Here is a 23326-nt window from a genome sequence, read left to right on the forward strand (position 1 = left end):
GCTGGCAAGCTCGCCGCCAGCCGCAGCCTCGCGGGCCGCCCGGCCCGGTGCGCGGGGCCGGGAAATGGGGACTCATGGTGGATAGCTACTCAGCCGTGCTGCTCGATGCCGAGCTGCCGTCCGTCGGCACCGAGGTCGCGGTCGACCCCTGGCTGCTGGTGCGCCACGGCACCGATCCGGCCGGCTTTGCGCAGGACGAGAGCCTGTTCGCGCTGGCCAACGGCACCCTCGGCGTGCGCGGCAATCTGGAGGAAAGCGACAGCCCCAGCCAAGCCACCCTGCTGTCCACCGTGTGGGAACGCAGCCCGATCGACTACCACGAACGGTTCCCCGGCTTCGCCGCGTATACCGACACGCGCCTCCCGGTCGCCGACGCCGCACGCATCCACCTGCGCCTCGGGGACAAGCCGGTACGGCTGGACCAGGGCAACTGGCTGCATTTCGAACGTGCGCTCGACCTGCGCCAGGGCTGCTACCGGCGCCGGTTGCGCTGGCGCTCGCCGGAGGGCGCCACGCTGGAAATCGAAGCCGAGCGCATCGTGAGCCTGGAAGACGCCGGCCTGCTGGCGATCCATTACCGCGTGCGCTCGCTCGACTACGCCGGGCCGATCACGCTGGAGTCGTCCATCAGCACCGCGCGCGAGGCTGCGGAACAAGGCTTCGACCCGCGCATCGGCAGCCGCATCGACGGCGGCCTGGGCACCTGCGACGCCCACGCCGGAGAGGACCTCGCCTGGGTCGGCCAGCAGACTACCCACAGCGGCATCCGGCTGATCTGCGCGCAGCGGCACCGGCACGCCGGCGAGCTGCGCTTCCGCCACGCCAACCTGGCGCCGCACGGCGTCACCCAGGTCTACGAGGGCATGCTGACGCCCGGCCAGGCGATCAGCCTGGAAAAATACGTCGCCTATACCTTCAGCTCACCGTTGGCCGCAGATCAGGCAAACGACCTGCTCGCTCGCGCCCGCGCCTCGCTGGACGCCGCCGACGCAGTCGGCTACCCGGCATTGCTGGCGCGCCAGGCCCAAGTGCTGTCCACATTGTGGGCGCAGGCCGACCTGGCCATCGACGGCGACCCCGCGACCGAGCAGGCGCTGCGCTTCAACCTGTTCCACGTGTTCCAGTCGAGCAGCCGCGACAGCCACGGCACCACCGCTGCCAAAGGCCTCACCGGCGAAGGCTACGAGGGGCATTATTTCTGGGATGCCGAGGTGTTCATGCTGCCGGCGCTGGCCACCCTGGCGCCGGAGCTGGCGCGCGCGATGCTGATGTACCGCTACCGCACGCTGGACCACGCGCGCCGCCATGCGCGCGAGCTCGACCACTCACGCGGCGCGCTGTACGCGTGGCGCACGATCAGCGGCGACGAGTGCTCTTCCTACTTCCCCAGCGGCTCGGCGCAGTACCACATCAATGCGGCGGTGGCCTGGGCGATCCGCCTCTATGTCGACACCAGCGGCGACGAGGCGTTCTTGCTCGCGTACGGCGCCGAGATGCTGTTCGAGACCGCGCGCATCTGGCTGCAGATTGGACACTTCAGCGCGCGCCACGGCGGCGCCTTCTGCATCCACGAAGTGACCGGGCCCGACGAGTACTCCGCCCTGGTTGACAACAACCACTACACCAACCGCATGGCGCAACGTCACCTGCGGGACGCCGCCGACGTCGCCGACTGGATGAAGCTGAGCCACCCGGCCGAACATGCTGCGCTGGGCGCGCGCCTCCACCTGCACGAGGACGAGGCTGGCCAGTGGCGTCGCGCCGCCCGCGCGATGCATCTTCCGGAGGACGCCGCCCTCGGCGTCTTCCCGCAGGACGACGGCTTCCTCGACAAGCCGCGCCTGCCGCCGCAGCTCGCCGTCACGCCCGAGCGGCAGCCGCTGCTGCTGCAGCTGCATCCGCTCACCCTCTACCGCCACCAGGTCTGCAAACAGGCCGATACGCTGCTGGCACTGATGCTGGCGGGCGAGCAGGTCGAGCTGGCCGCCAAGCGCCGCAACTTCGATTACTACGAAAGCGTCACCGTGCACGACTCCACCCTGTCCGCCTCGACTTTCGCCGTGCTCGCGGCCGAGGTGGGCCATGCCGACAAGGCATTCCACTATTTCCGTGACACCCTGCGCGTCGACCTGGACGACCTGCACGGCAACGCGGCGCACGGCCTGCACATGGCGGCGATGGCCGGCAGCTGGCTGGCGCTGACCTGGGGCTACGGTGGCCTGCGCGTGCACGACGGCCTGCCCGCGCTGGCGCCGCGGCTGCCGGCGGCGTGGACGAGCTACCGCTTCGGCCTGCGCTGGCGCGGCGCGCACCTGCGCGTGGAGGTCGACGGCGAAGGCGCGCGCTATACCCTCACCGAGGGCGGCCCGTTCACCTTCCTGCACGACGGCTTGCCGCAGCGCCTGCACGCCGGCCAGCCGCTGCGCCTGCGCTGCACCGGCATCGTCGCTTCGCCGTCGCCGCCGAAGGCCGTGGTGTTCGACCTCGACGGCGTGCTCGCCGACACCGCCGTGCTGCACCGCACGGCATGGCAGCGGCTGGCGGACGAGATCGGCGTGCCGCTCGACGAGATCACCGCCGGGCGCATGAAGGGCGTGGACCGCCGCGGCTCGCTGGAGATCCTGCTGGAGCGGGCGCCGCGCCCATACAGCGAGGCCGAAAAGGACGCACTGGCCGCGCGCAAGAACGCCCACTACGTCGAACTGATCCAGCGGCTCGGTCCGCAGGACCTGCTGCCCGGCGCCCGCGCCGCAGTGGAATCCGTGCGCCGCGTCGGACTGAAGACCGCGCTGGCCTCGGCCAGCCGCAACGCGCCGCAGCTGTTGGCCCGGCTGGGCATCGGCGCGTTGTTCGACTACGTGGTCGACGCCAACCACATCGCCCGCTCCAAGCCCGACCCGGAGATCTTCCTGGCGGCGGCGCGCGGGCTCGGCCTGGCCCCGGAGGAGTGCCTCGGCGTGGAGGACGCCTCGGCGGGTATCGCCGCCCTGCACGGGGCGGGCATGACGGCGGTCGGCATCGGCCGCGCGCAGGAGCTGGACAAGGCGGATGTGCTGTTGCCGGACATTGCCGCGTTCGACATCAGCCGCTTCATCGCATGAGCGGCCGTTCCGCACAGCCGGCATGAGCTGCGCGGTGAAAACAATTCAATCCAACTGGTGGGGAGTGACGGAAATGAAGACCAAGCAACTGTCCAGACTGAGCCTTCCGGTGGCCATTGCCGCCATCCTGTTCTGCGGTGCGACGATGGCCCAGGACACCACGCCGGCGCAGGGTGCGCAAGCATCGGCCACGCGGAGTTCGACCCCGCAGAAAAAGGCCGAGATCGCCCAGGCCAAGACCATGGAGCAGGTGGTGGTGACGGGCAACGCCGCCACCGGCGGCCTGAAGAAGATCGACACCAGCTACTCGGTCACCACCGCCACGGCCGAGCAGATCAAGGAAGCCAACCCGAAGAGCACGGCCGACCTGCTGAAGATCTCCCCCGGCATGTGGCCGGAGTCCACCGGCGGCCAGACCGGCGCCAACATCGAGATCGCCGGCTTCCCGGGCGGCGGCGACGCGCCCTACTTCAGCACCCAGCTGATGGGCTCGCCGCTGTACGGCATGCCCACGCTGTCGTTCTTCGAGACCACCTCGCTCTTCCGCCTCGACGACACCGTCGACCGCGTGGAAATCCTGCAGGGCGGCCCGTCGGTGGTATTCGGCGACGGACAGATCGGCGCCACCGCGAACTTCATGCTGAAGACCGGCACCGACGTGCCCAGCGGCAGCGTCGGCGTCACCTTGGGTGACGAGAACCTGCGCCGCGTCGACGGTTTCGTGGGTTTCCCGCTCGGCAACAACTGGTACGGCAGCGTGGGCGGCTTCTATCGCGACTCCGATGGTGTGCGCGACCCGCAGTTCCCCGCCGACAAGGGCGGCCAGCTCACCGCCACGCTGAGCCACGACAGCGACAACGGCAGCTTCACCCTGTATGCGCGCCACCTGGACGACAAAAACCAGTTCATCACGCCGATCCCGCTGATCCAGCACGGCACCGACAGTTTCAGCGCCTACCCCGGCTTCGACCCGCTGACCGACACTTACAACGGCAAGGGGATTCAGCATGTGCGCCTGCCGGGCTACCCTGGCGGCGGCACCAACGCCGACCTCGCCAACGGCCGCGGCGCCAAGTTCAGCTTCCTCGGCGGCAACTTCGACTACGACCTGGGCGACGGCTGGAACCTGTCGGACAAGTTCCTCATCGACGGCGGCGACGTCGACACCAACGCGCTGTTCTCCGGCAACAACCCCGGCAGCATGAACGACATGCTCTACACCGGTACCGCCAGCATGGGCGCATTCAACCTGCCCGCCGGCTCGGCCACCGCCACCTACGTGCACGGCGGCGGCGCGGTCGACCCGAACCAGAGCGTGATCCACCAGGGCTGGTGGTACATCCACAAGCACCTGAAGAACATGAGCAACGACTTCCGCCTGAGCAAGCAGCTGTTCGAGGGCAATACGCTCACCGCCGGCCTCTACCTGACCCACTACACCATGAACGACAAGTGGGCACTGGGCAACCAGATGCTGATGACCAACACGCCGAACGCGCAGCCGATCCAGGTCAGCTATGTCGATGGCGGCCAGACCAAGCAGCTCACCGACAACCAGGGCTTCCTCGACTACGGCGGCTACAACATCGCCCAGCACGGCACCGCCACCAACAAGGCGTTCTACCTGTCCGACGTGTGGCGGAGCGGGCCGTGGCTGATCGACGTGTCCGGCCGCATCGAAAACGAGAACGCCACCAACAACGTGTGCAACCTCCACAACGTCGACCTCGACGGCAACCCGAACACGGTGTACGACAACAACGTGCCGGTGTGCGACGGCTCCTACGCGCAAACCCGCTACGACAAGACCCACCCGTCGTGGACCGCCGGCGTGAACTACGAGCTGGCCGACAACATGAGCGTCTACGTCCGCGCCAACAAGGGTGCGCATTTCGGCGACTTCGACAACGCGCTGCGCGGCAACACCACCGGCAACACCCCGCCGCTGCAGAAGATCCAGAACTTCGAAGGTGGCTTCAAGTACCAGTCGGACTTCGTCTACGCCGACATCAGCGTGTACCACCGCCAGTTCAACGGCCTGACCTACCAGCCCACCAACGGCCAGGGCGTGCCGGTCGGCGCGCAGGCGCTGTACGGCTCCGATTCCAAGGGCATCAACCTGTCCGGTGCGATCACGCCGTTCGAGAACTTCAAGCTGCAGGTGGTCGCCAACTACCTCGACGGCCACTACTCGCACAACAACTCCTGCTTCCTGTACACCGACCTGGCCACCGGCACCACCCGGTGCATCACCGTCAACGGCAAGCAGCTGCAGCGCCAGCCGAAGGTGCGCTACATGCTCACGCCGAGCTACCGCCTGCCGTTCGCCTGGGGCGACGTGACCGCCTTCGTGACCTATACCCACGTCGGCGCGCACACGCAGGATCAGTCCGGCCTGCAGCAGCTGGGCAGCTATGACACGCTGGACTTCGGCATCGTTGCCAACGTGCGGCAAAACTGGCAGGTCCGCCTGCAAGGCACCAACATGACCAACGAACTGGGCCTGACCGAGAGCAACTCGCGCATCTTCGGCTCGGCCGCCGGCACCGATGGCGTGATCCTGGCCCGCCCGCTGGAGGGCCGCGAAATGAACATGACGGTGAAGTACCTGTTCTGAGTCTGGGTGGCTGCGGGGCGCGCGATCCGGATCGAACCCTCAAGCGATCCGGATCGCGTATCTTCGCCAGCCTTTCACCGCGACACCGGGGGGGTGACATGAATCGAATCCGCATGATCGTCGCGTTGGTGCTGATCTACATGATCTTCGCGATCCTGCTCAACAGCGTCGGCACGGTGATCCTGCAGTCGATCGCCACGTTCGGCATCGACAAGCCCGCGGCCAGCGCGCTGGAGCGCTACAAGGACCTGACCATCGCGTTCACCTCGTTCCTGGTCGCCTCGTTACTGCCGATGTTCGGCTACCGGCGCTCGATGATGCTGGCGCTGGCGATCGTCGGTGGTGCCTGCGTGATGATGCCGCTCTACCCGAGTTTCCCTACCACGCGGCTGCTGTTCGCCTGCGTGGGTTTTTCATTCGCGCTGGCCAAGGTCGCCGTGTACTCGTCGATCGGCCTGCTCACCGCAGACAAGACCGCGCATTCGCGCCTGACCAACACCATCGAAGGCCTGTTCATGCTCGGCGTGCTGGCCGGCAACTGGATCTTCAGCGCCTACATCGACCCGGCCAATCCGGGCGACCCGGCCTGGTTCAACGTGTACTGGCTGCTCGCCGGCGCCTGCGCGCTGACCATAGCGCTGCTGGCCACCAGCGCCCTGGACGAAAGCGCCGCGCATGCGCAGGGACACAACAACTCCTTCGGCGACGCCATCATGGAGATGCTGCGCCTGTTCGTGCGTCCGCTGGTCTACGTGTTCCTCGCCTCGGCGTTCCTGTACGTGCTGATCGAGCAGAGCTTCGGCACCTGGCTGCCCACCTTCAACAACGAGATCCTGAAGCTGCCGAATGCGATGAGCATCCAGTTCGCCAGCATCCTGGCCGGCATGACCGCGCTGGGCCGCATCCTCGCCGGCTTCGTGCTGAAACGGGTGCGCTGGCATGTCCTGCTCAACGTCTGCGTGATCGGCATGGGCGTGCTGGTGCTGCTGGTGCTGCCGCTGGCCCGCGGCGTGGTGGCGCGGCCCGACGTGGGCTGGTTCAACGCGCCGCTGGCGGCCTACCTGATCCCGCTGCTCGGCCTGCTGATGGCGCCGATCTACCCGGTGATCAACTCGGTGGCACTGAGCTCGCTGCCCAAGCCGATGCACGCGGCGATGACGGGGCTGATCGTGGTGTTCTCCGCGCTCGGCGGCACACTGGGCTCGTACATCACCGCGCGGGTGTTCGCCAGCTTCGACGGCATCCATGCGTTCTATTTTTCGCTGCTGCCGATGAGCATGATCCTGCTCACCCTGTTCTTCTTCAAGCGAGAGACCGATAGCGCCGGCGCGGTCCCGGCGATCCGGCTTGCCGCGAAATGACCCGCCACCCGGAGCGACCATGAAGCCACGCCACGTCTCCCTCGCCGGCCTGTTCCTGTTCGCCGCGCTCGCCCTGCCGACGCATGCCGCCACCGACCCCGGCTTCCTGCTCACCGGCACCGCGACGAACTTTGACAGCTACTTCCCCAGCTACCTGGCCAACGGCTACTTCTCCACCATGACCTCGGTGCGGGGTACCGAACCCGACCGCGCGTACATGGTGGCATTCATGGACTACAAGCCCGGCGACATCGCGCGCCCGGCCGCGATCCCCGGCTGGAGCGAGATCGACTACAACCCCGGCGGCGGCTGGCTCAACGCGACCCGGCTCGACCCGAAGATCTTCGCCGACTACGCGCAAACGCTGAACATGCACGACGGCACGCTGTCGACGAACTACCGCTTCGTCTACGCCAACAAGTCGACCGACGTGCAGGTCACCACGTTCGTGAGCCAGGCGGCGCACCATCTCGCCGCCACCCGGCTGACGATCACCCCGCAATTCGACGGCAGCGTGCAGATCACCTTTCCGATCCGGCTGTGGTCGGAGCACCAGCCGCGGTTCCCGATCGCCACGCTGACCGGTGACCAGATGATCGCCGCGGTGATCGCCAGCGGCCAGAACCTGCAGAACAAGCCGGTGCCGACCCCCGACCGCGCCGCCGTGTGGTACCCCGGTCGCACCCGCGTACTGGCCAGCGACGGCGACAGCAAGACCCTGACCGTGTGGCTGGACGGCCGCGCCGAGCACGGACTGGCAATGGCCGAGGCCGCGGCGATCGAGTTGCCGACCGGCCTCGACGTGGAGAGCGTGCAGTTGGAGAAAGGCCCGTACAAGCTGTCGCTGAACCTCACCGCGAAAGTGCGCAAGGGCCGGACCTACGCCTTCACCAAGTACGTCGCGATCTCGCGCCAGGACTGGGGTGGCGACGCCCGCGCCGACGTGGCGCTGGCCACTGCCGCACGCCACACCGGCTTCGACAAGCTGCTCGCCGAACACCGCGCCGCCTGGCACGTACTGTGGCAATCCGACATCGTGATCGATGGTGCCCCCGACGTGCAGCGCGCCGTGCATTCGGACCTGTATTACCTGCTCTCCAACACCACGGTGGGCACGGCCTGGCCGATGGGCGCCTGCGCGTTGACTCCGGGCTACGCCGGCCACGCATTCTGGGACAGCGATTCGTGGGTGTTCCCGGCCCTGCTCCTGCTGCATCCCGAACGCGCCAAGCCGATCGTGATGTTCCGTGCTCGCACCATGCAGCCGGCGCGCGAACGTGCAAAACGGTACGGCGCGAAAGGCACGATGTATCCGTGGGAGGCTGATCCCGAAAGCGGTGCGGACTACACGCCGCACTTCGCCTACGGCGTGTGGCGCGAGATCCACGTCAACGCGGACATCGCGATCGCCCAGTGGCAGTACTACCTGGCCACCGGCGACCAGGCCTGGCTGAAGCAGTACGGCTGGCCGGTGATCCGCGAGATCGCGCAGTTCTGGGCCAGCCGGGTCAGCTGGAACCAGGCGCAGGATCGCTACGAGATCCACCACGTCACCTCGCCCGACGAGGCTTACGACGACGTGCCGAACGACTCGTTCACCAACGCCGCGGCGCGCAAGGCGCTGCGCATCGCGGTCAAGGCGGCCAAGCTGGTCGGCACCACGCCCGATCCGCAGTGGTCGACGATCGCCGACAAGATGTACATCCCGTTCGACCAGCAGCACCAGCGCCACCTCGATTTCGACGCCTCGGTGCCGCACGACAAGATCACCTGGATGGGCTCCTCGCTGATCTGGCTGATGTACCCGAACCTCGACCTGCCGATGTCGCCGCAAGTGCGCCGCAATGATTTCGACTTCCAGTTGGAGGCGCTGAAGACCCACGGCGACGACCCCAACGAGATGATGATGGTGATGCTCGCCGTGGGCGAGGCCGAGCTGGGTGATGGCAAGGCCGCCGGCGAGTGGATCGATCGCAACCTGGTCGGCTTCCTGAAGCCGCCGTTCAACGTGCGCACCGAGACCGTCGCCAACAACGCCGGCTACCTGCTGTCCAGCTCGGCCGGCTTCGTGCAGAGCTTCGTCTACGGCCTCAGCGGCCTGCGCATCGAGGACGACGGGCTGGTGCAGGCGTATCCGCCGGTACTGCCGCCGGCGTGGACATCGCTGACGCTGAAGAACGTCGTCCTCCGCGGCCAGCGCCACGACATCCGCATCGACCGCGATGCCGGCGGCAAGGTGCGGCTGACTCGCGAGACGCGCTGAACCTTTCGCGCCCGGTCGAGGCGGACAGCATGACCGCAACGTGCCCCCGGCGGGCTCGGTGCTGCATTGCGCGCCCTGGACGGCATGTGGCAGGCGCTCTTTTCCGACCCGGGAGATGCCCGAATCGCGCCAGGCGCATGCCGTGAGGGCGCGCTGTCTCGGTCGTCGGCAGGAGCACCAGCAGATGCGCGCAGCCTTTGCCCCACGGCGCGGGGCCGGGTATTCTGGAAAAGATTCCCCACCGCGCGACAAACCATGAGCCTCCAGACCGTCCTGGTCATCGACGATGAACGCGATATCCGCGAGCTGCTCACCATCACCCTCGGGCGCATGGACCTGCAGGTCGAAGCCGTCGGCACCGTCGCCGACGCCCGCCGCGCGCTGAGCGAAAACAGCTACGACCTCTGCTTCACCGACATGCGCCTGCCCGACGGCAACGGCCAGGAGATCATCGAGCTGATCGCCGAAACCTGCCCGGACACGCCGGTGGCGATGATTACCGCCTACGGCAACGTCGACGCGGCGGTGAACGCGCTCAAGGCCGGCGCGTTCGACTTCGTCTCCAAGCCGGTCGACATCCAGATGCTGCGCGGCCTGGTGCGCACCGCGCTGCGGCTGGCCGAGGAGAAGCGCGAAGGCGGCGGCGCCGCCAAGGCCGGCGGCTCCGGCGACCGCCTGATCGGCGACTCGCCGGCGATGGAACAGGTGCGCGCCACCATCGCCAAGCTGGCACGCAACCAGGCGCCGGTCTACATCGCCGGTGAATCGGGCGTAGGCAAGGAGCTGGTCGCGCGGCTGATCCACGAGCGCGGTCCGCGCGCGGGCGGCCCGTTCGTGCCGGTCAACTGCGGCGCGATCCCGTCCGAGCTGATGGAAAGTGAGTTTTTCGGTCATCGCAAGGGCAGTTTCACCGGCGCCAGCGCGGACAAGGAAGGCCTGTTCCAGGCCGCCCAGGGCGGCACGCTGTTCCTCGACGAGGTGGCCGAACTGCCGCTGCACATGCAGGTCAAGCTGCTGCGCGCGATCCAGGAAAAAGCGGTGCGCCCGATCGGCGGCCGCGACGAGATCCCGGTGGACGTGCGCATCCTCTCGGCCACCCACAAGAACCTCGGCCAACTGGTCGAGCAGGGCCAGTTCCGCCAGGACCTGTTCTACCGCATCAACGTGATCGAGCTGCGCGTGCCGCCGCTGCGCGAACGCCGCGGCGACGTGCCGCAGCTGGCCGCGTTCATCCTCAAGTCGCTGGCCGGCAAGAGCGGCCAGGAGGTCGGGCGGCTGACGCCGGCCGCGCTCGACGCGCTGGAAGCCTACGACTTCCCCGGCAACGTGCGCGAGCTGGAGAACATCCTCGAACGCGCCATGGCGATGAGCGACGGCGCCAGCATCGAGGCCTCCGACCTGATGCTGCCCCAGCGCGGCGCGCGCCCGGCGCCGACGGAGGTCGCCGCCACCGCCGGCGCTCCGGCCGCTGCCGCCGCCGCGGCACCCAGCGCCGATGGCGGGCTGGACGACTACATCAGCAACATCGAGCGCACCGCCATCGTCAAGGCGCTGGAAGAATCGCGCTACAACAAGACCGCCGCCGCCCGCAAACTCGGCATCACGTTCCGCGCCCTGCGCTACAAGCTGAAGAAGCTCGGCATCGACTGAAGGCGCAACCCGACGCCTACCCGCGCGCGACGGCTTTCCGCCGCGCAACGAGGGAAGGCGTTCGCACGGGGAATGCCCCGCGACCGCCGCGCAGGGCGGCAACCGCCGGTTCCGGCCACGCGGACCGCAAAGCGGCGCGCCGTGCCTGGGCTACGCGGAGTCGTCGCCCTCCAATCCCTTGCGCAGCGCGCGCAGGAGGGCCGCGGTGCTGACCGGCTTGTCCACGATTTGCAGGTTGTCCAGCGGGGGCAGTTCCTGCGGGTCCGGTGGCGCGTCCGGGCGGGCGAGCAGCACGACGCCGCCCTGGTAACCCTGTTCGACCAGCGCGGCCAGCGTGCGCACGCCGGTGAACAGGTTCATGTCGGCGTCGAGCAGCACCAGGTCGGGCAGGCCGCCGGCCTCGATCCACTGCAGCGCGGCGGTGCCGCTCTGGCTGGCGTGCGCCTGGTAGCCGTAGGCATCGAGCGTATCGGACAGCAGCGACAGCTGGCCGGCCTCCTCCACCACCACCAGCACGCGTTCGGCGGCGCCTTCAAGGCTCTGCATGTCGTCCATCGCCTCGGCGTCGGCTTCCATTTCGTCCAGCGGGATGTAGAGGTCGAAACGGGTGCCGCTGCCGGGTTTGCTGTCCACCCGCATCACGCCGCCGTGGCTGGCCACGATGCGCTTGCACGAGATCAGGCCCAGGCCGGTGCCGGCGTCCTTGGTGGTGAAGAACGGTTCGAACAGATGCTCCAGCACGGCCGGCTCCATGCCCGGCCCGGAGTCGATCACGCTGATGCGCAGGTAGCAGCCGGTGTGCGGCAGCTCCTCGGGCAGGAAGAAGTCGTCGGCCAGCCGCTGCTGGCTGGTCTCGATGCGCAGGCCGCCGCCGTCGGGCATCGCCTGGATCGCGTTGAGGCAGAGGTTGAGCAGGCATTGCTGCAGCTCCGTGTGGTTGCCCTCGAAGGCCAGCTCGGGGTCGTCGATGGCCAGCTCCATCACCACCGAACGCGGCACGCTGCCCTGCATCAGCAGGCCGAACGCGCTCATCAGAGTGCCTACGCGCACGCGCTCGGCGCGGCGGGCACCGCGGGCGAAGGAGAGCATCGAGTGCACCATCTCCAGCCCGCGCTTGCCGCAATCGCGCACCAGGTTGCCCAGCCGCATCAGGCGCGGATCGTCCTGGTAGTCGCGCAGGCTGTCGCCGGCCAGCAGCAGCGGCTGCAGCAGGTTGCGCAGGTCGTGGCTGAGGCCACCGGCGAGCATCGCCAGGCTCTCGAAACGCTGCGCGCGGATCAGGTCGGCCTCGGCGCGACGGCTGGATTTGCGCGCTTCGGCCTCGACCAGCGCGCGGCGCACCGCACTGGCCAGGCGCACGGGGTTCTGCTTGAGGATGTAGTCGGTGGCGCCGTTGCGCAGCGCCTCGATCGCAGCGTCCTCACCCAGCGTCGCGGAGACGAAGATGAAGGGCAGGTCCTCGTCGCGCTCGCGCAGCAGCTCCAGCGCGCGCTGACCGGAGAAACCCGGCACGCTCAAGTCGGACAGCACGATGTGCGGGGCGAACTCGTCCAGCGCGGCCAGGTAGCCGGCTTCGTCGTCGACCAGCCGCGCCTCGTGCAGGATGCCGTCGGCGTCCAGCTCGGCCAGCACCAGCTCCGCATCGAGCTCGCTGTCCTCCACTTGCAGCACCCGTATCGTCGGCATCGACTTGATCTGCCGGTTCGGCATGGTGTTCTCCATCACTGGCCTTGCGGCCCTGCTGCTGGAACCGCGGACGGAAACGCGCCCGCGGTTGCATCGTTGTGCATCAATTGGCCGTCAACTGGCTTCGGGCGCCTCGTTCAGCACCGCCCAGAACCGGCCCAGCGTGCGCACGGCCTCGAAGAACTGGTCCACGTCCACCGGCTTGATCACGTAGGCGTTGGCGCCGAGGTCCCAGCTGCGCGCCAGGTCGTTCTCCTCGCGCGAGGAGGACAGGATCACCACCGGCACCCGCCGCAGGTGCTCGTCATGGCGCATGCGGGTGAGCACTTCCAGGCCGTCCATGCGTGGCATCTTGATGTCCAGCAGCACCACCGCCGGATCGCCCGGCTCGCGCCCGGCCCAGGCGCCGGTGCCACGCAGGTATTCCAGGCATTCCACGCCATCCTCGACGTGCACCACCGGATTGGCCAGGTGGGCTTCGGCCAGCGCGTCCATCGCCATCTCGGCGTCCGCCAGGCTGTCCTCGACCAGCAGCACGGTGCGCAGTTCTTTCTTGTTCATGCCGTCGACTCTCCATTTTGCGCCCCGGCCACGTCGATGGCCGGCAGCGAGAAGTGAAACGTGGCGCCCTGGTCCGGTGTGGCCTGGGCCCAGACCTTGCCGCCGTGGCGCGTGACGATGCGCCGCACATTGGCCAGACCGATGCCGTTGCCCGGGAAATCCGAGGCGCGGTGCAGGCGCTGGAACACGCCGAACAGCTTGTCCGCATACTGCATGTCGAAGCCGGCACCGTTGTCGGCCACGGCGAACTCGTAATCGCCGCGGCTGCTGCGCCCGGCGCTGACCTCGATGCGCGCTACCTCGCGGCGCCCGGTGTATTTCACCGCGTTGCCGAGCAGGTTCTGCCACACCGTGCGCAACATGTTGGCGTCGCCGATGACCATCGGCAGGGGCCCGATCGTCCACACGATGCGCCGGCCCTCCGCCGAGGATTCGGCCAGTGCACGCGCCTCCTCCACCAGCGACTGCATGTCCACCGCCTGCAACCGCAGCGGGCCGCGGCCCAGGCGCGAGAACACCAGCAGGTCGTCGATCAGCAGCGCCATGCGCTGGGCCGCGCTGTCGATCACGCCGATGTAGTGGCTGGTCTTGTCGTCGAGCCGGCCGGCCAGGTGGTGCTCCAGCTTGCGCACGAAGCCCGCCACGTGGCGCAGCGGCGCGCGCAGGTCGTGCGAGACGGAATAGCTGAACGCCTCCAGCTCGCGGTTGATGTCGGAGATCTGGTCGATCTTGCCCTCGAGCTGGCGATTGAGCTCGATCACCTTCTCCTCGGTCAGTGCGCGCACGGTGACGTCGCTGACCGTGAGCAGAAGCGCCGGTTCGTCGGTGAGATCCTGCTGCAGCCGGCGCGCATTGACCACGATGTGGCGCTGCTCGCCGTCGGCCGTGCGCTGGACCAGATCGTAGTCCCACAGTTCACGATCGCTCAGCAACACGTCGCGGAAACGCTGCAACAGGGCGGTGTCGTTCCACACGCCGCCGCCGATCTCGGTGAGGGTCCGCGAGGGTTGCTGCGGGTCCTCGCCGTACAGGTCGCCGAAAGCGTTGTTCACCAGCAGGCTGTTGAGGTTCGCGTCGAACAGCGCGATCGGCTCGCGCACGGACTGCAGGATCAGCCGCGAGCGCAGCACCGCGCGGCCCTCGCGCGTCTCGGCCCGGCGCCGCTGGCGGATCTGCCGCTCCGAGGCGATCACGATGATCGCCAGCAGCACCAACTGCGCCAGCGCGGTGATGCCCTGCACCAGCTGGCCGTTGAATTCGCGGTGGTGGGCAGCCTGCTTGCGTGCGGCCAGCAGCTCATCCTCGTTGGCGACGATGCCGTCGATCTTGGCGGCGAACGGAAACAGGTCGGTGGCCTCGCCCATCGCTTGTCCAGCGCGGCCCACGTCGCCGCGCTGCTGCAGTTCGCGCGCACGAGCCATCAGGGTGAGGCGGCCGGTGACGCTGTTCTCCAACGCACCGATCAAGGTCTGCTGAGCCGGGTTGTCGCGGGTCATCGCACGCAGCTGCTGCAGCAGTTGCGGCACCTGTGCCGCGGTGCTCTCGGCCTCGGCGCGCGTCTCGGCGCCGACGTCGCCGACCAGCATGCGGTAGGTCGCCACCTCGCTGCTGCGGATCAGGTAGGCGACGCGATAGGCGACCGAGCGCACTTCGGTCGAATGGGTGACCCAGCTGTTGGCCAGCACGGTGTCCTGCGTGTTCAGCCGGGTCACCACGTACGGCAGGCCGACGATGATCAGCATGGCCGACAGCAGCCCGGCGACCCGCCAACTCATGAAGCTGCGGAAATTCATTCGATCCAGCCCTCCGCGACCGCCAGCATCAACGACCGCTCCATTCTGGCACGACCCGGCGGATTATCCCTGCGGCGGGGCGCGCACGCCCCACTGGCGGTTGGGCGTGGCCTGCATGCGGAAGTGCAGCTCGCCACCGGCGAGGATCTGCGCGTGGCGCAGGAACGGTCCGGCCAGCGGCTTGCCGTTGAGGGTGACCTCGCCGACGTAGGGATGCGCGTCATCCAGCGGCGCAGCGCTGACGGTGAAGTCCTTGCCGTCGGTCAGGTGCAGCGTGGCGCGGCCGACGAACGGCCGTCCGATCGCGTAGACGTCGCTGGCCGGCGTCACCGGGTAGAAGCCCAGCGCGGTGAACACGTACCAGGCCGACATCTGGCCCAGGTCGTCGTTGCCCGAGAGTCCGTCCGGCCGCGCGGCGTACTGGCTGTCCATGATCTGCTTCAGCCTCTCCTGCGTCTTCCACGGCGCGCCGGCGTAGTCGTAGAGATAGGCGATGTGGTGGCTGGGCTCGTTGCCGTGCGCGTACCAGCCGATCAGGCCGGTGATGTCCTCGACGTGCTTGAAGTGCGCCGGGTCGACCTTGGCGTCGAACAGCGCGTCCAGTTTCGCCACGAACTTCGCCTTGCCGCCCATCGCCTCGATCAGGCCCGCCACGTCCTGCGGCACGTACCAGGAATACTGCCAGGCGTTGCCTTCGGTGAAGTCGCTGCCGTAGCCGGCGGCGGTCGGATCGAACGGTTCGCGGAACTTGCCGTCGCTGAGGCGCGCGCGCATGAAGCCGGTCTGCGGGTCCCACGCGTTCTTCCAGTTGCCGGCGCGTTTGCCGAAGGTGGCGGCAACATCGGTCTTGCCCATCGCCTTCGCCATCTGCGCCAGCGACCAGTCGTCGTAGGCGTATTCGAGCGTCTTGGAGGCGCCCTCGGGTTCCTTGTCGATCGGCACGTAGCCGAGCTTCATGTAGTCGGCGAGATCGCCGTACGGCGCGTAGGTGGCGCTGGCGATCATGGCATCCAATGCCTTGCCGGCATCGAAGCCGCGCACGCCCTTGATGTACGCGTCGGCGATCACCGGCACGGCGTGGTAGCCGATCATGCACCACGTCTCCAGGCCCTGGTACGCCCACACCGGCAGGATGCCGAACGGGCTCGCCTCGCGCGCAGCGATCAGCGAGCGGATGAAGTCGCTGCTGCGTTCGGGATTGAGCAGCACCATCAGCGGCTGCTGTGCGCGGTAGACGTCCCACAGCGACCAGGTCGAATGGAACTCGTAACCCTTGGCCTGATGCACGGCATGGTCGGGACCGCGGTACTGCCCGTTGACGTCCATGCTCAGCGTGGGCGAAAGCATGGCGTGGTAGAGCGCGGTGTAGAACTGCCTGCGCACGGTCGCCGGCGCGTCGACGTCGACCACCGCCAGCGCCTGGTCCCACGCGGCTTTCGCCTGCGCACGGCGGGCGTCGAAATCCCAGCCCTTGCCGTCGGCGTCGAGGTTGGCCACCGCGTTGGCGGCGCTGACCGGCGAGATCGCCACCTTCACCTCCAGCGGCTGCTTCAGCGCGCCGAAGTCGAACACGCCGACCAGCGCGCGGCCGTTCTGCGCGTCGTGGTCGACCGGCTGGTTGCCGGGACCCTTGAAGCCCTTGTAGACGATGTCGTGCTCGCGGTCGTACAGCGTGCGCCCGGTCATCGGCTGGTTGAAACGCATGGCGAAGCACAGCTCGCGCCCGGGCGCCCAGCCGCGCGTGGTGCGGCAGCCGCTGACGGTGCCGTCCTCGGCCACCCGCAACTGCGACCACAGCACCTTGCCGGGGTAGTCGTAGATGCTCGGGCGCAGGTCGAGCAGCAGATGCGCGGGCTTGTCGTTCGGGAAGGTGTAGCGGTGCCAGCCCACGCGGCGACCGGCGGTGAGTTCGGCGCGAATGCCGTAGTCGCTCAGCGTCACCGCGTAATAGCCGGCCTGCACCACTTCGCTGTCGTGCAAGAAGCGCGAGCGGTAGCCGCTGCCCGGTTTGGCGGGATCGCCCGGTTCGAGTTTCACTTCGCCTGCCACCGGCATCACCAGCACGTCGCCCAGGTCCGAATGACCGGAGCCGGAGAAGTGCGTGTGCGAGAAACCCATGATGCTGCTGTCGCCGTACTGGTAGCCGGCGGCCCACTTGTAGGCGTGCTTGAATTCCGGCATCGCCGTGTCGGGCGAGAGCTGGATCATGCCGAACGGCACCGTGGCGCCGGGGAAGGTGTGGCCATCGCCGCCGGTGCCGATGCGCGGATCGACGTCGGCAGCGTGGCCGCCCGCGGCCAGCGCCGGCGAACTGGCCAGGACAGCCAGCAGGGCAAGCAGCATCGTGGGGCGAGGAGTCATGGCAATCTCGGTGGAGGGGACGAATTTCGAAAGTAACACCGGCGCCAGCATGTTGCAGCGCGCGATTGGCGCGACGGTGGAAACGGTTACATTGGCGCGGTTGCCCGCCAGCCGCATGGCGCGCACCCGACCGCCTCCCGCACTGGAAACCACCATGGCCCTCGCCGCTACGCCGCCCCGTCCCACGGCATCCACGCCCGGCTCCAGCCTGCCGCACGCGCCCTACACCAGCAGCTGGCTGGCGCTGGGCGTGCTCACCACGATCTTCTTCATGTGGGGCTTCCTGACCTGCCTCAACGACATCCTGATCCCGCACCTGAAGTCGATCTTCCAGCTCAACTACGCGCAGGCGATCCTGGTGCAGTTCACCTTTTTCGGCGCGTATTTCCTGATGGGCATGCCGGCCGGGCGCATGGTCGCGGCACTCGGGTACAAGAAGGGCATCGTCGCCGGGCTTGCCATCGCCGGCGTCGGCGCGCTGGGTTTCTGGCCCGCCGCGGCGCTGCATCTGTACGCGGCCTTCCTCGGCGCGCTGTTCGTGCTGGCCACCGGCATCACCGTGTTGCAGGTGGCCGCCAACCCGTACGTGGCCCTGCTCGGGCCGGAGAAGACCAGCTCCAGCCGACTGACCCTGGCGCAGGCGCTGAACTCGCTGGGCACCACGCTGGCGCCGCTGTTCGGTGGCCTGCTGATCCTCTCCAACGTGGTCAAGAGCCCGGACGAACTGGCCGTCCTGGAACCGGCGCAACGCCTGCTCTACGACACCCAGCAGGCGCAGGCGGTGCAATTTCCGTACATCGGGCTGGCGGTGGTGCTGTTCCTGCTGGCGCTGTTCGTGTGGATGTTCCGGCTGCCGGCATTGACCGAGTCCACCGACAAGGACGACCACGGCCGCCACGGCTTCGCCGACGTGCTGCGCCATCCGCACGTGCTGTTCGGCGTGCTGGGCATCTTCTTCTACGTCGGTGCCGAGGTGTCCATCGGCAGCTTCATGGTCAACTACCTGTCGATGCCCGACATCGGCCACATGAGCGAGCAGCAGGCGGCGAAATACGTATCCTGGTACTGGGGCGGCGCGATGCTCGGGCGCTTCGCCGGGTCGGCGCTGATGGCGGTGATCTCGCCGCGCAAGCTGCTGGCCACCTTCGCGGCGGTCAACGCGGCGCTGGTGCTGACCACCATGCTGAGCAGCGGCGACACGGCGATGTACAGCATCATCGCGATCGGCCTGTTCAACTCGATCATGTTCCCGACCATCTTTGCACTCGGCATCGAGCGGCTGGGGCCGATGACCAGCAAGGCATCGAGCCTGCTGATCATGGCCATCGTCGGCGGCGCGGTGATCCCGCAACTGCAGGGCGTGCTGGCCGACCATATCGGCCTGCAGCACGCCTTCGCGCTACCGTTGCTGTGCTACCTGTACATCGTGTTCTACGGCGTCAGCGGCTCGAAAATCCGCAGCAGTGTCGACTGACCCCGCCCCTCCCCGGCCCATCCTCTGCTTCGGCGAGGCGCTGATCGACCTGCATGCCAGCGGCGTCGATGCGCACGGTTTCGCCGCCAGTTTCATTCCGTTCGCCGGCGGCGCGCCGGCGAACGTGGCGGTGGCGGTCGCACGCCTCGGCGGCAACGCGCGCTTTGCCGGCATGCTGTCCACCGACCGCTTTGGCGATTTCCTGCTGGCCGACCTGCAACGCGCCGGCGTGGGCACGGTGGACGTGTCGCGCACGGCCGCACCCACCGCGCTGGCGCTGGTCACGCTGGACGCCGCCGGCGAGCGCAGCTTCATGTTCCATCGCGAGCGCACGGCCGACCTGCAATTCCGCGCCGCCGATTTCCGCGCCGAGGCATTCGACGACGTGGCCGTGTTCCACGTGTGCTCCAACTGCCTGACCGAGCCGGCCATCGCCGACGCCACCTGCGAAGGCATGCAGCGCGCGCACGGCGCCGGCGCGCTGGTCAGCATGGACCTCAACCTGCGCCCGGCGTTGTGGCCGACCGGCGTCGATCCGCTGCCGCGGATATGGCCGGCGCTGCACCTGGCCGACGTGGTGAAACTCTCGGCCGAGGAATTCGCCTGGCTGGCCCCGGGGGGCGAGGAGGAGGCGCTGGACCGCCTGTGGCGTGGCCGCGCGCGGCTGCTGGTGGTCACCGACGGCGCGCGGCCCATGCGCTGGTTCCATCCGGATGCCGAAGGGGAACTGCCGGGCTATGCCGTGGCGATGGTCGACAGCACCGCCGCCGGCGACGCGTTCGTCGGCGGCCTGCTGTGCCGCCTGGCCGAACTCGATGCCACGCCCGACCGGCTCGACCGCCTGGTAGGCCAGCTGCCGCGCCTGCACGCGATGCTGCGTTTCGCCGCCGCCTGCGGCGCGCTCACCGTCACCCGCCGCGGTTCGTTCGCCGCGATGCCCAGTGGCGCTGATGTGCTCGACTTCATGGAGAGGCAAGCATGACTGCCGCACCCGATTTCCGCTCGCCCGAATTCCTGCGCCAGCACATCGCGCAGACGATGGCGTTCTACCACCCACGCGCGATCGACCCGGCCGGCGGCTTCTTCCACTACTTCAAGGACGACGGCACGGTATACGACCGCAGCCATCGCCACCTGGTCAGCAGCACGCGCTTCGTCTTCAACTACGCCATGGCGGCGATCGAATTCGAACGCACGGACTATCTCGACGCGGCGCGGCACGGCCTGCGCTACCTGCGCGAGGTCCATCGCAACCCCGCCAACGGCGGTTACCACTGGACCATCCGCGACGGCCGGCCGGAAGACAGTTCCAACCAGGCCTACGGCGTCGCCTTCGTCTTGCTGGCCTATGCCACTGCGCTGAAGGCCGGCATCGAGGAAGCCAAAGACTGGATGGACGAGACCTGGGATCTGCTCGAGCAGCGCTACTGGGAGGCCGACGCGCGGCTGTATCGCGACGAAGCCGATGCCGACTGGCATTTCAGCGACTACCGCGGCCAGAACGCCAACATGCACATGTGCGAGGCGATGATCGCCGCCTACCAGGCTACCCATGAACCGCGCTATCTCGAACGCGCGTTCACCCTCGCCGACCGCATGACCCGCGACCAGGCCGCCAAGGCCGGTGGCCTGGTGTGGGAACACTACGACCGAAACTGGAACATCGACTGCGAGTTCAACCGGGACGACCCGAAGAACCTGTTCAAGCCGTGGGGCTTCCAGCCCGGCCACCAGACCGAATGGGCCAAGCTGCTGCTGATCATGGAACCGCTGCTGCGCGCGCGCGGTACGCCGCAGGACTGGCTGCTGCCACGCGCAAGGGAACTGTTCGACCGCGCGCTGTCCCACGCGTGGGACGATGAACACGGCGGCATCTGCTACGGCTTCGCGCCGGACGGCAGCGTCTGCGACGGCGAAAAATATTTCTGGGTGCAGGCCGAGTCGCTGGCCGCCGCCGCGCTGCTGCACGCACGGACCGGCGAGCCCGTCTATGACGACTGGTACAGGCGCCTGTGGTCCTACGCGTGGGAGTATTTCGTGGATCACCGGCATGGCGCCTGGTACCGCATCCTCACCCGCGACAACCGCAAGATCGATGACGAGAAGAGCCCGGCCGGCAAGACCGACTATCACACCATGGGCGCGTGTCACGAACTGCTGACGCTGCACCGCCGCAGCGAACAAACCACACCCCCTTCCCAAGGCAGCGCATGAACAAATTCACCTGCACCCTCGCCGCGACACTCGCCGTCCTGCTGGCACTGCCGGCCTTCGCCGCCGACACTGCGCCCGCCGCATACAACCCGCTGCAGACGTTCGCGCCGTTCACCTACCCGCAACCGGCCAACGCCATGCGCAATGCCAGCGGCAAGCCCGGCCCGCTGTTCTGGCAGAACCGAGCCGACTACCACATCCAGGCCACGCTCGATCCCGCCACCCGCAAGCTCAGCGGCAGCGAAGTGATCACCTACACCAACCACAGCCCCGACACGTTGCCGGTGCTGTGGCTGCAGATCGAACAGAACCGCTACCGCAAGGACGCCCGCGGTGCGTTCGGCGGCGCCAAGTTCCCCACCGAGTTCACCAGCGGCGAGCACATCCGCTCGGTCGAGGTGGAGGACGCCGGCGGCCACAGGCAGAAGGCGCGCTGGACGATCAGCGACACCCGCATGCAGGTCACCCTGCCCACCGCGCTGAAAGGCCACGGCGGCCAGCTCAAGCTGCACATCACCTGGGATTACACCGTACCCGGCGAGTTCGGCGGGCGCACCGACGTCAACGCGAACAAGCAGGGCGACATCTTCGAGATAGCGCAGTGGTATCCGCGCATGGCCGTCTACGACGACCTGCGCGGCTGGGACACCCAGCCCTACCTCAACAGCGAGTTCTACCTCGAATACGGCGACTTCGACTATCGCGTAACCGTGCCCGCGGACATGCTCGTGGTCGGCTCCGGCGAACTGCTCAACCCGCAGGACGTGCTGACCGCCACCGAGCGCAAGCGTCTCGACCAGGCCCGCCACAGCGACGCCACCGTGATGATCCGCACCGCCGCCGAAGTCGGCGACCCGGCCAGCCGCCCGAAACACGGCGGCACGCTGACCTGGCACTTCGCGATGAAGAACACCCGCGACGTGGCCTTCGGCGCGTCCAAGGCGTACATCTGGGATGCGGCGCGCATCAACCTGCCCGATGGCAAGACCGCGCTGGCGATGTCGGCCTACCCGGTGGAGAGCGCCGGCGACCAGGCCTGGGGCGTGGCCACGCAGAACCTGAAGAAGTCGGTGGAGTTCTTCTCGCGCACCTACTCCCCGTATCCGTACCCCGTCGCCATCAACGAAGCCGGCACCGCCGGCGGCATGGAATACCCGGGTATCACCTTCGACCACAAGAAGGCCGCCGGCGCCGTCCTGCGCATGCTGATCGCGCACGAGATCGGCCACACCTGGTTCCCGATGGTCGTGGGCAGCAACGAGCGGCGCGATGCGTGGATGGACGAAGGCTTCAACACCTTCGTCGACGTCTACGAGGCCGAGGCGTTCGACGGCGGCAAGTTCGCGCCCAAGCGCGACAGCGAATACGCCCCCGGGAAAGGCACGCCCGCCGAACAGATCGCCGCCATCCTGAAGGATGCCGCCGCGCCGCCGCCGATGACCCTGGCCGACGCGATCCCGGAGAAGTACCGCCACCCGATCACCTATTTCAAGGCCGCCTTCGGCCTGGTGCTGCTGCGCGAGCAGATCATCGGCCCGGAACGCTTCGACCCCGCCTTCCGCCGCTACATCGCCACCTGGTCGTACAAGCACCCCAGCCCGTCCGACTTCTTCCGCTTCATGGAAAGCGACACCGGCGAAGACCTGGGCTGGTTCTGGCGCGGCTGGTTCGAGCACAACTGGCAATTCGACATGGCCGTGCAGAAAGCCGCCTACACCGACGGCGACTACCGCAAGGGCGTCGACGTCACCGTGGCCAACCTCGACCAGCTGGTGCTGCCCGCCACCCTGCAACTGGTCTACGACGACGGCAGCAAGCAGGACGTGCGCGTGCCTTGGGAAACCTGGATGCAGCACCGCAGCTACGTGATCCACGTCGACGGCACGCGCAAGCTGAAATCCGCCACGCTCGACCCGGCCCTGGCGCTGCCCGACAGCGATCGCAGCAACAACAGTTTCGCGATGCCGTAAGCGCGGCCCGGCAGCCGGCCACCGGCTGCCTTGGCGAGGTTCCGCGCCCACACGATGCCGCTGGCGGCTCGCCCGCAGGCATTCGCATCGCCCGACGTTATGAATACGTATGTGGACGTTGGTTGCTGCAGCGCGATAGCACCTAGCCTAGGGCCGTTCTTGCCAAGCCTTTGCCGTCATCCCAGCGAACGCTGGGATGACGGCTTGTTCAAATCTCGCAGTGCAAGGGCCACACCGCCAGCCAGGAAACTACCGATGAATCCCTGCGCACGCAC

At 68.0% G+C, this 23326-nt stretch carries 13 protein-coding genes; 9 read left to right on the forward strand and 4 right to left on the reverse strand.

All coding sequences use genetic code 11. The annotated features are described in order from the left end of the window. The first annotated feature begins 74 nt into the window (after positions 1 to 74). The 5 genes from pgmB (at position 75) to ACVCMG_RS06410 (ending at position 10992) form a co-directional block, all read left to right on the forward strand. Entirely contained in the window at positions 75 to 3101 is a 3027-nt protein-coding gene (pgmB, locus tag ACVCMG_RS06390; protein ID WP_447115137.1) for a beta-phosphoglucomutase, read from the forward strand. A gap of 73 nt (positions 3102 to 3174) precedes the next feature. Then, positions 3175 to 5718, forward strand: coding sequence for a TonB-dependent receptor (locus tag ACVCMG_RS06395; RefSeq protein WP_447115138.1), 2544 nt, complete (start codon positions 3175 to 3177; stop codon positions 5716 to 5718). Positions 5719 to 5831: 113 nt separating this feature from the next. Continuing rightward, complete coding sequence (locus ACVCMG_RS06400; protein WP_447115139.1) at positions 5832 to 7079, forward strand: MFS transporter; 1248 nt, start codon at positions 5832 to 5834, stop codon at positions 7077 to 7079. A 19-nt stretch (positions 7080 to 7098) separates the two neighbouring features. Continuing rightward, positions 7099 to 9342, forward strand: a complete 2244-nt coding sequence (locus tag ACVCMG_RS06405) for a glycosyl hydrolase family 95 catalytic domain-containing protein (protein WP_447115140.1) — start codon at positions 7099 to 7101, stop codon at positions 9340 to 9342. A 255-nt stretch (positions 9343 to 9597) separates the two neighbouring features. Continuing rightward, positions 9598 to 10992, forward strand: a complete 1395-nt coding sequence (locus tag ACVCMG_RS06410) for a sigma-54-dependent transcriptional regulator (protein ID WP_395116778.1) — start codon at positions 9598 to 9600, stop codon at positions 10990 to 10992. Between the two features lie 150 nt (positions 10993 to 11142). Here the strand turns inward: ACVCMG_RS06410 and ACVCMG_RS06415 are convergent, their stop codons facing one another. From ACVCMG_RS06415 to ACVCMG_RS06430, 4 genes are all read right to left on the reverse strand, one after another. Further along, a complete protein-coding gene (locus ACVCMG_RS06415) occupies positions 11143 to 12702 on the reverse strand; it encodes a response regulator (protein ID WP_447115141.1) in 1560 nt (519 codons plus the stop codon). 90 nt (positions 12703 to 12792) lie between these two features. Continuing rightward, entirely contained in the window at positions 12793 to 13239 is a 447-nt protein-coding gene (locus ACVCMG_RS06420) for a response regulator (protein ID WP_447115142.1), read from the reverse strand. Beyond that, positions 13236 to 15032, reverse strand: coding sequence for a sensor histidine kinase (locus tag ACVCMG_RS06425; protein WP_447115143.1), 1797 nt, complete (start codon positions 15030 to 15032; stop codon positions 13236 to 13238). Before ACVCMG_RS06425 ends, ACVCMG_RS06420 begins: the two co-directional genes overlap by 4 nt. Positions 15033 to 15095: 63 nt before the next feature. After that, positions 15096 to 17393 (reverse strand): GH92 family glycosyl hydrolase, encoded by a 2298-nt coding sequence (locus tag ACVCMG_RS06430; RefSeq protein WP_447115144.1) that lies wholly within the window; start codon positions 17391 to 17393, stop codon positions 15096 to 15098. Between the two features lie 154 nt (positions 17394 to 17547). Between ACVCMG_RS06430 and ACVCMG_RS06435 the strand changes: the two genes are divergently transcribed. The 4 genes from ACVCMG_RS06435 to ACVCMG_RS06450 are packed head-to-tail and all read left to right on the forward strand — an operon-like array spanning position 17548 to position 23051. Then, entirely contained in the window at positions 17548 to 18867 is a 1320-nt protein-coding gene (locus ACVCMG_RS06435) for a sugar MFS transporter (RefSeq protein ID WP_447115145.1), read from the forward strand. Then, entirely contained in the window at positions 18857 to 19849 is a 993-nt protein-coding gene (locus ACVCMG_RS06440) for a carbohydrate kinase family protein (protein WP_447115146.1), read from the forward strand. Before ACVCMG_RS06435 ends, ACVCMG_RS06440 begins: the two co-directional genes overlap by 11 nt. Then, a complete protein-coding gene (locus tag ACVCMG_RS06445; protein ID WP_447115147.1) occupies positions 19846 to 21081 on the forward strand; it encodes an AGE family epimerase/isomerase in 1236 nt (411 codons plus the stop codon). Before ACVCMG_RS06440 ends, ACVCMG_RS06445 begins: the two co-directional genes overlap by 4 nt. Further along, entirely contained in the window at positions 21078 to 23051 is a 1974-nt protein-coding gene (locus ACVCMG_RS06450) for a M1 family aminopeptidase (protein WP_447115148.1), read from the forward strand. The genes ACVCMG_RS06445 and ACVCMG_RS06450 overlap by 4 nt, the downstream gene beginning before the upstream one ends. Positions 23052 to 23326 lie beyond the last annotated feature (275 nt).

The sequence above is a fragment of the Rhodanobacter sp. UC4451_H18 genome, from assembly GCF_052978225.1.

Excerpts from the sequence above, each read along its gene's own strand:
- ACVCMG_RS06420 (WP_447115142.1), bottom strand. The coding sequence starts at position 13,239 with ATGAACAAGAAAGAACTGCGCACCGTGCTGCTGGTCGAGGACAGCCTG.
- ACVCMG_RS06410 (WP_395116778.1), top strand. The coding sequence starts at position 9,598 with ATGAGCCTCCAGACCGTCCTGGTCATCGACGATGAACGCGATATCCGC.
- ACVCMG_RS06450 (WP_447115148.1), top strand. The coding sequence starts at position 21,078 with ATGAACAAATTCACCTGCACCCTCGCCGCGACACTCGCCGTCCTGCTG.
- ACVCMG_RS06395 (WP_447115138.1), top strand. The coding sequence starts at position 3,175 with ATGAAGACCAAGCAACTGTCCAGACTGAGCCTTCCGGTGGCCATTGCC.
- ACVCMG_RS06430 (WP_447115144.1), bottom strand. The coding sequence starts at position 17,393 with ATGACTCCTCGCCCCACGATGCTGCTTGCCCTGCTGGCTGTCCTGGCC.
- ACVCMG_RS06435 (WP_447115145.1), top strand. The coding sequence starts at position 17,548 with ATGGCCCTCGCCGCTACGCCGCCCCGTCCCACGGCATCCACGCCCGGC.
- pgmB (WP_447115137.1), top strand. The coding sequence starts at position 75 with ATGGTGGATAGCTACTCAGCCGTGCTGCTCGATGCCGAGCTGCCGTCC.
- ACVCMG_RS06425 (WP_447115143.1), bottom strand. The coding sequence starts at position 15,032 with ATGAATTTCCGCAGCTTCATGAGTTGGCGGGTCGCCGGGCTGCTGTCG.
- ACVCMG_RS06415 (WP_447115141.1), bottom strand. The coding sequence starts at position 12,702 with ATGCCGAACCGGCAGATCAAGTCGATGCCGACGATACGGGTGCTGCAA.
- ACVCMG_RS06400 (WP_447115139.1), top strand. The coding sequence starts at position 5,832 with ATGATCGTCGCGTTGGTGCTGATCTACATGATCTTCGCGATCCTGCTC.
- ACVCMG_RS06445 (WP_447115147.1), top strand. The coding sequence starts at position 19,846 with ATGACTGCCGCACCCGATTTCCGCTCGCCCGAATTCCTGCGCCAGCAC.
- ACVCMG_RS06405 (WP_447115140.1), top strand. The coding sequence starts at position 7,099 with ATGAAGCCACGCCACGTCTCCCTCGCCGGCCTGTTCCTGTTCGCCGCG.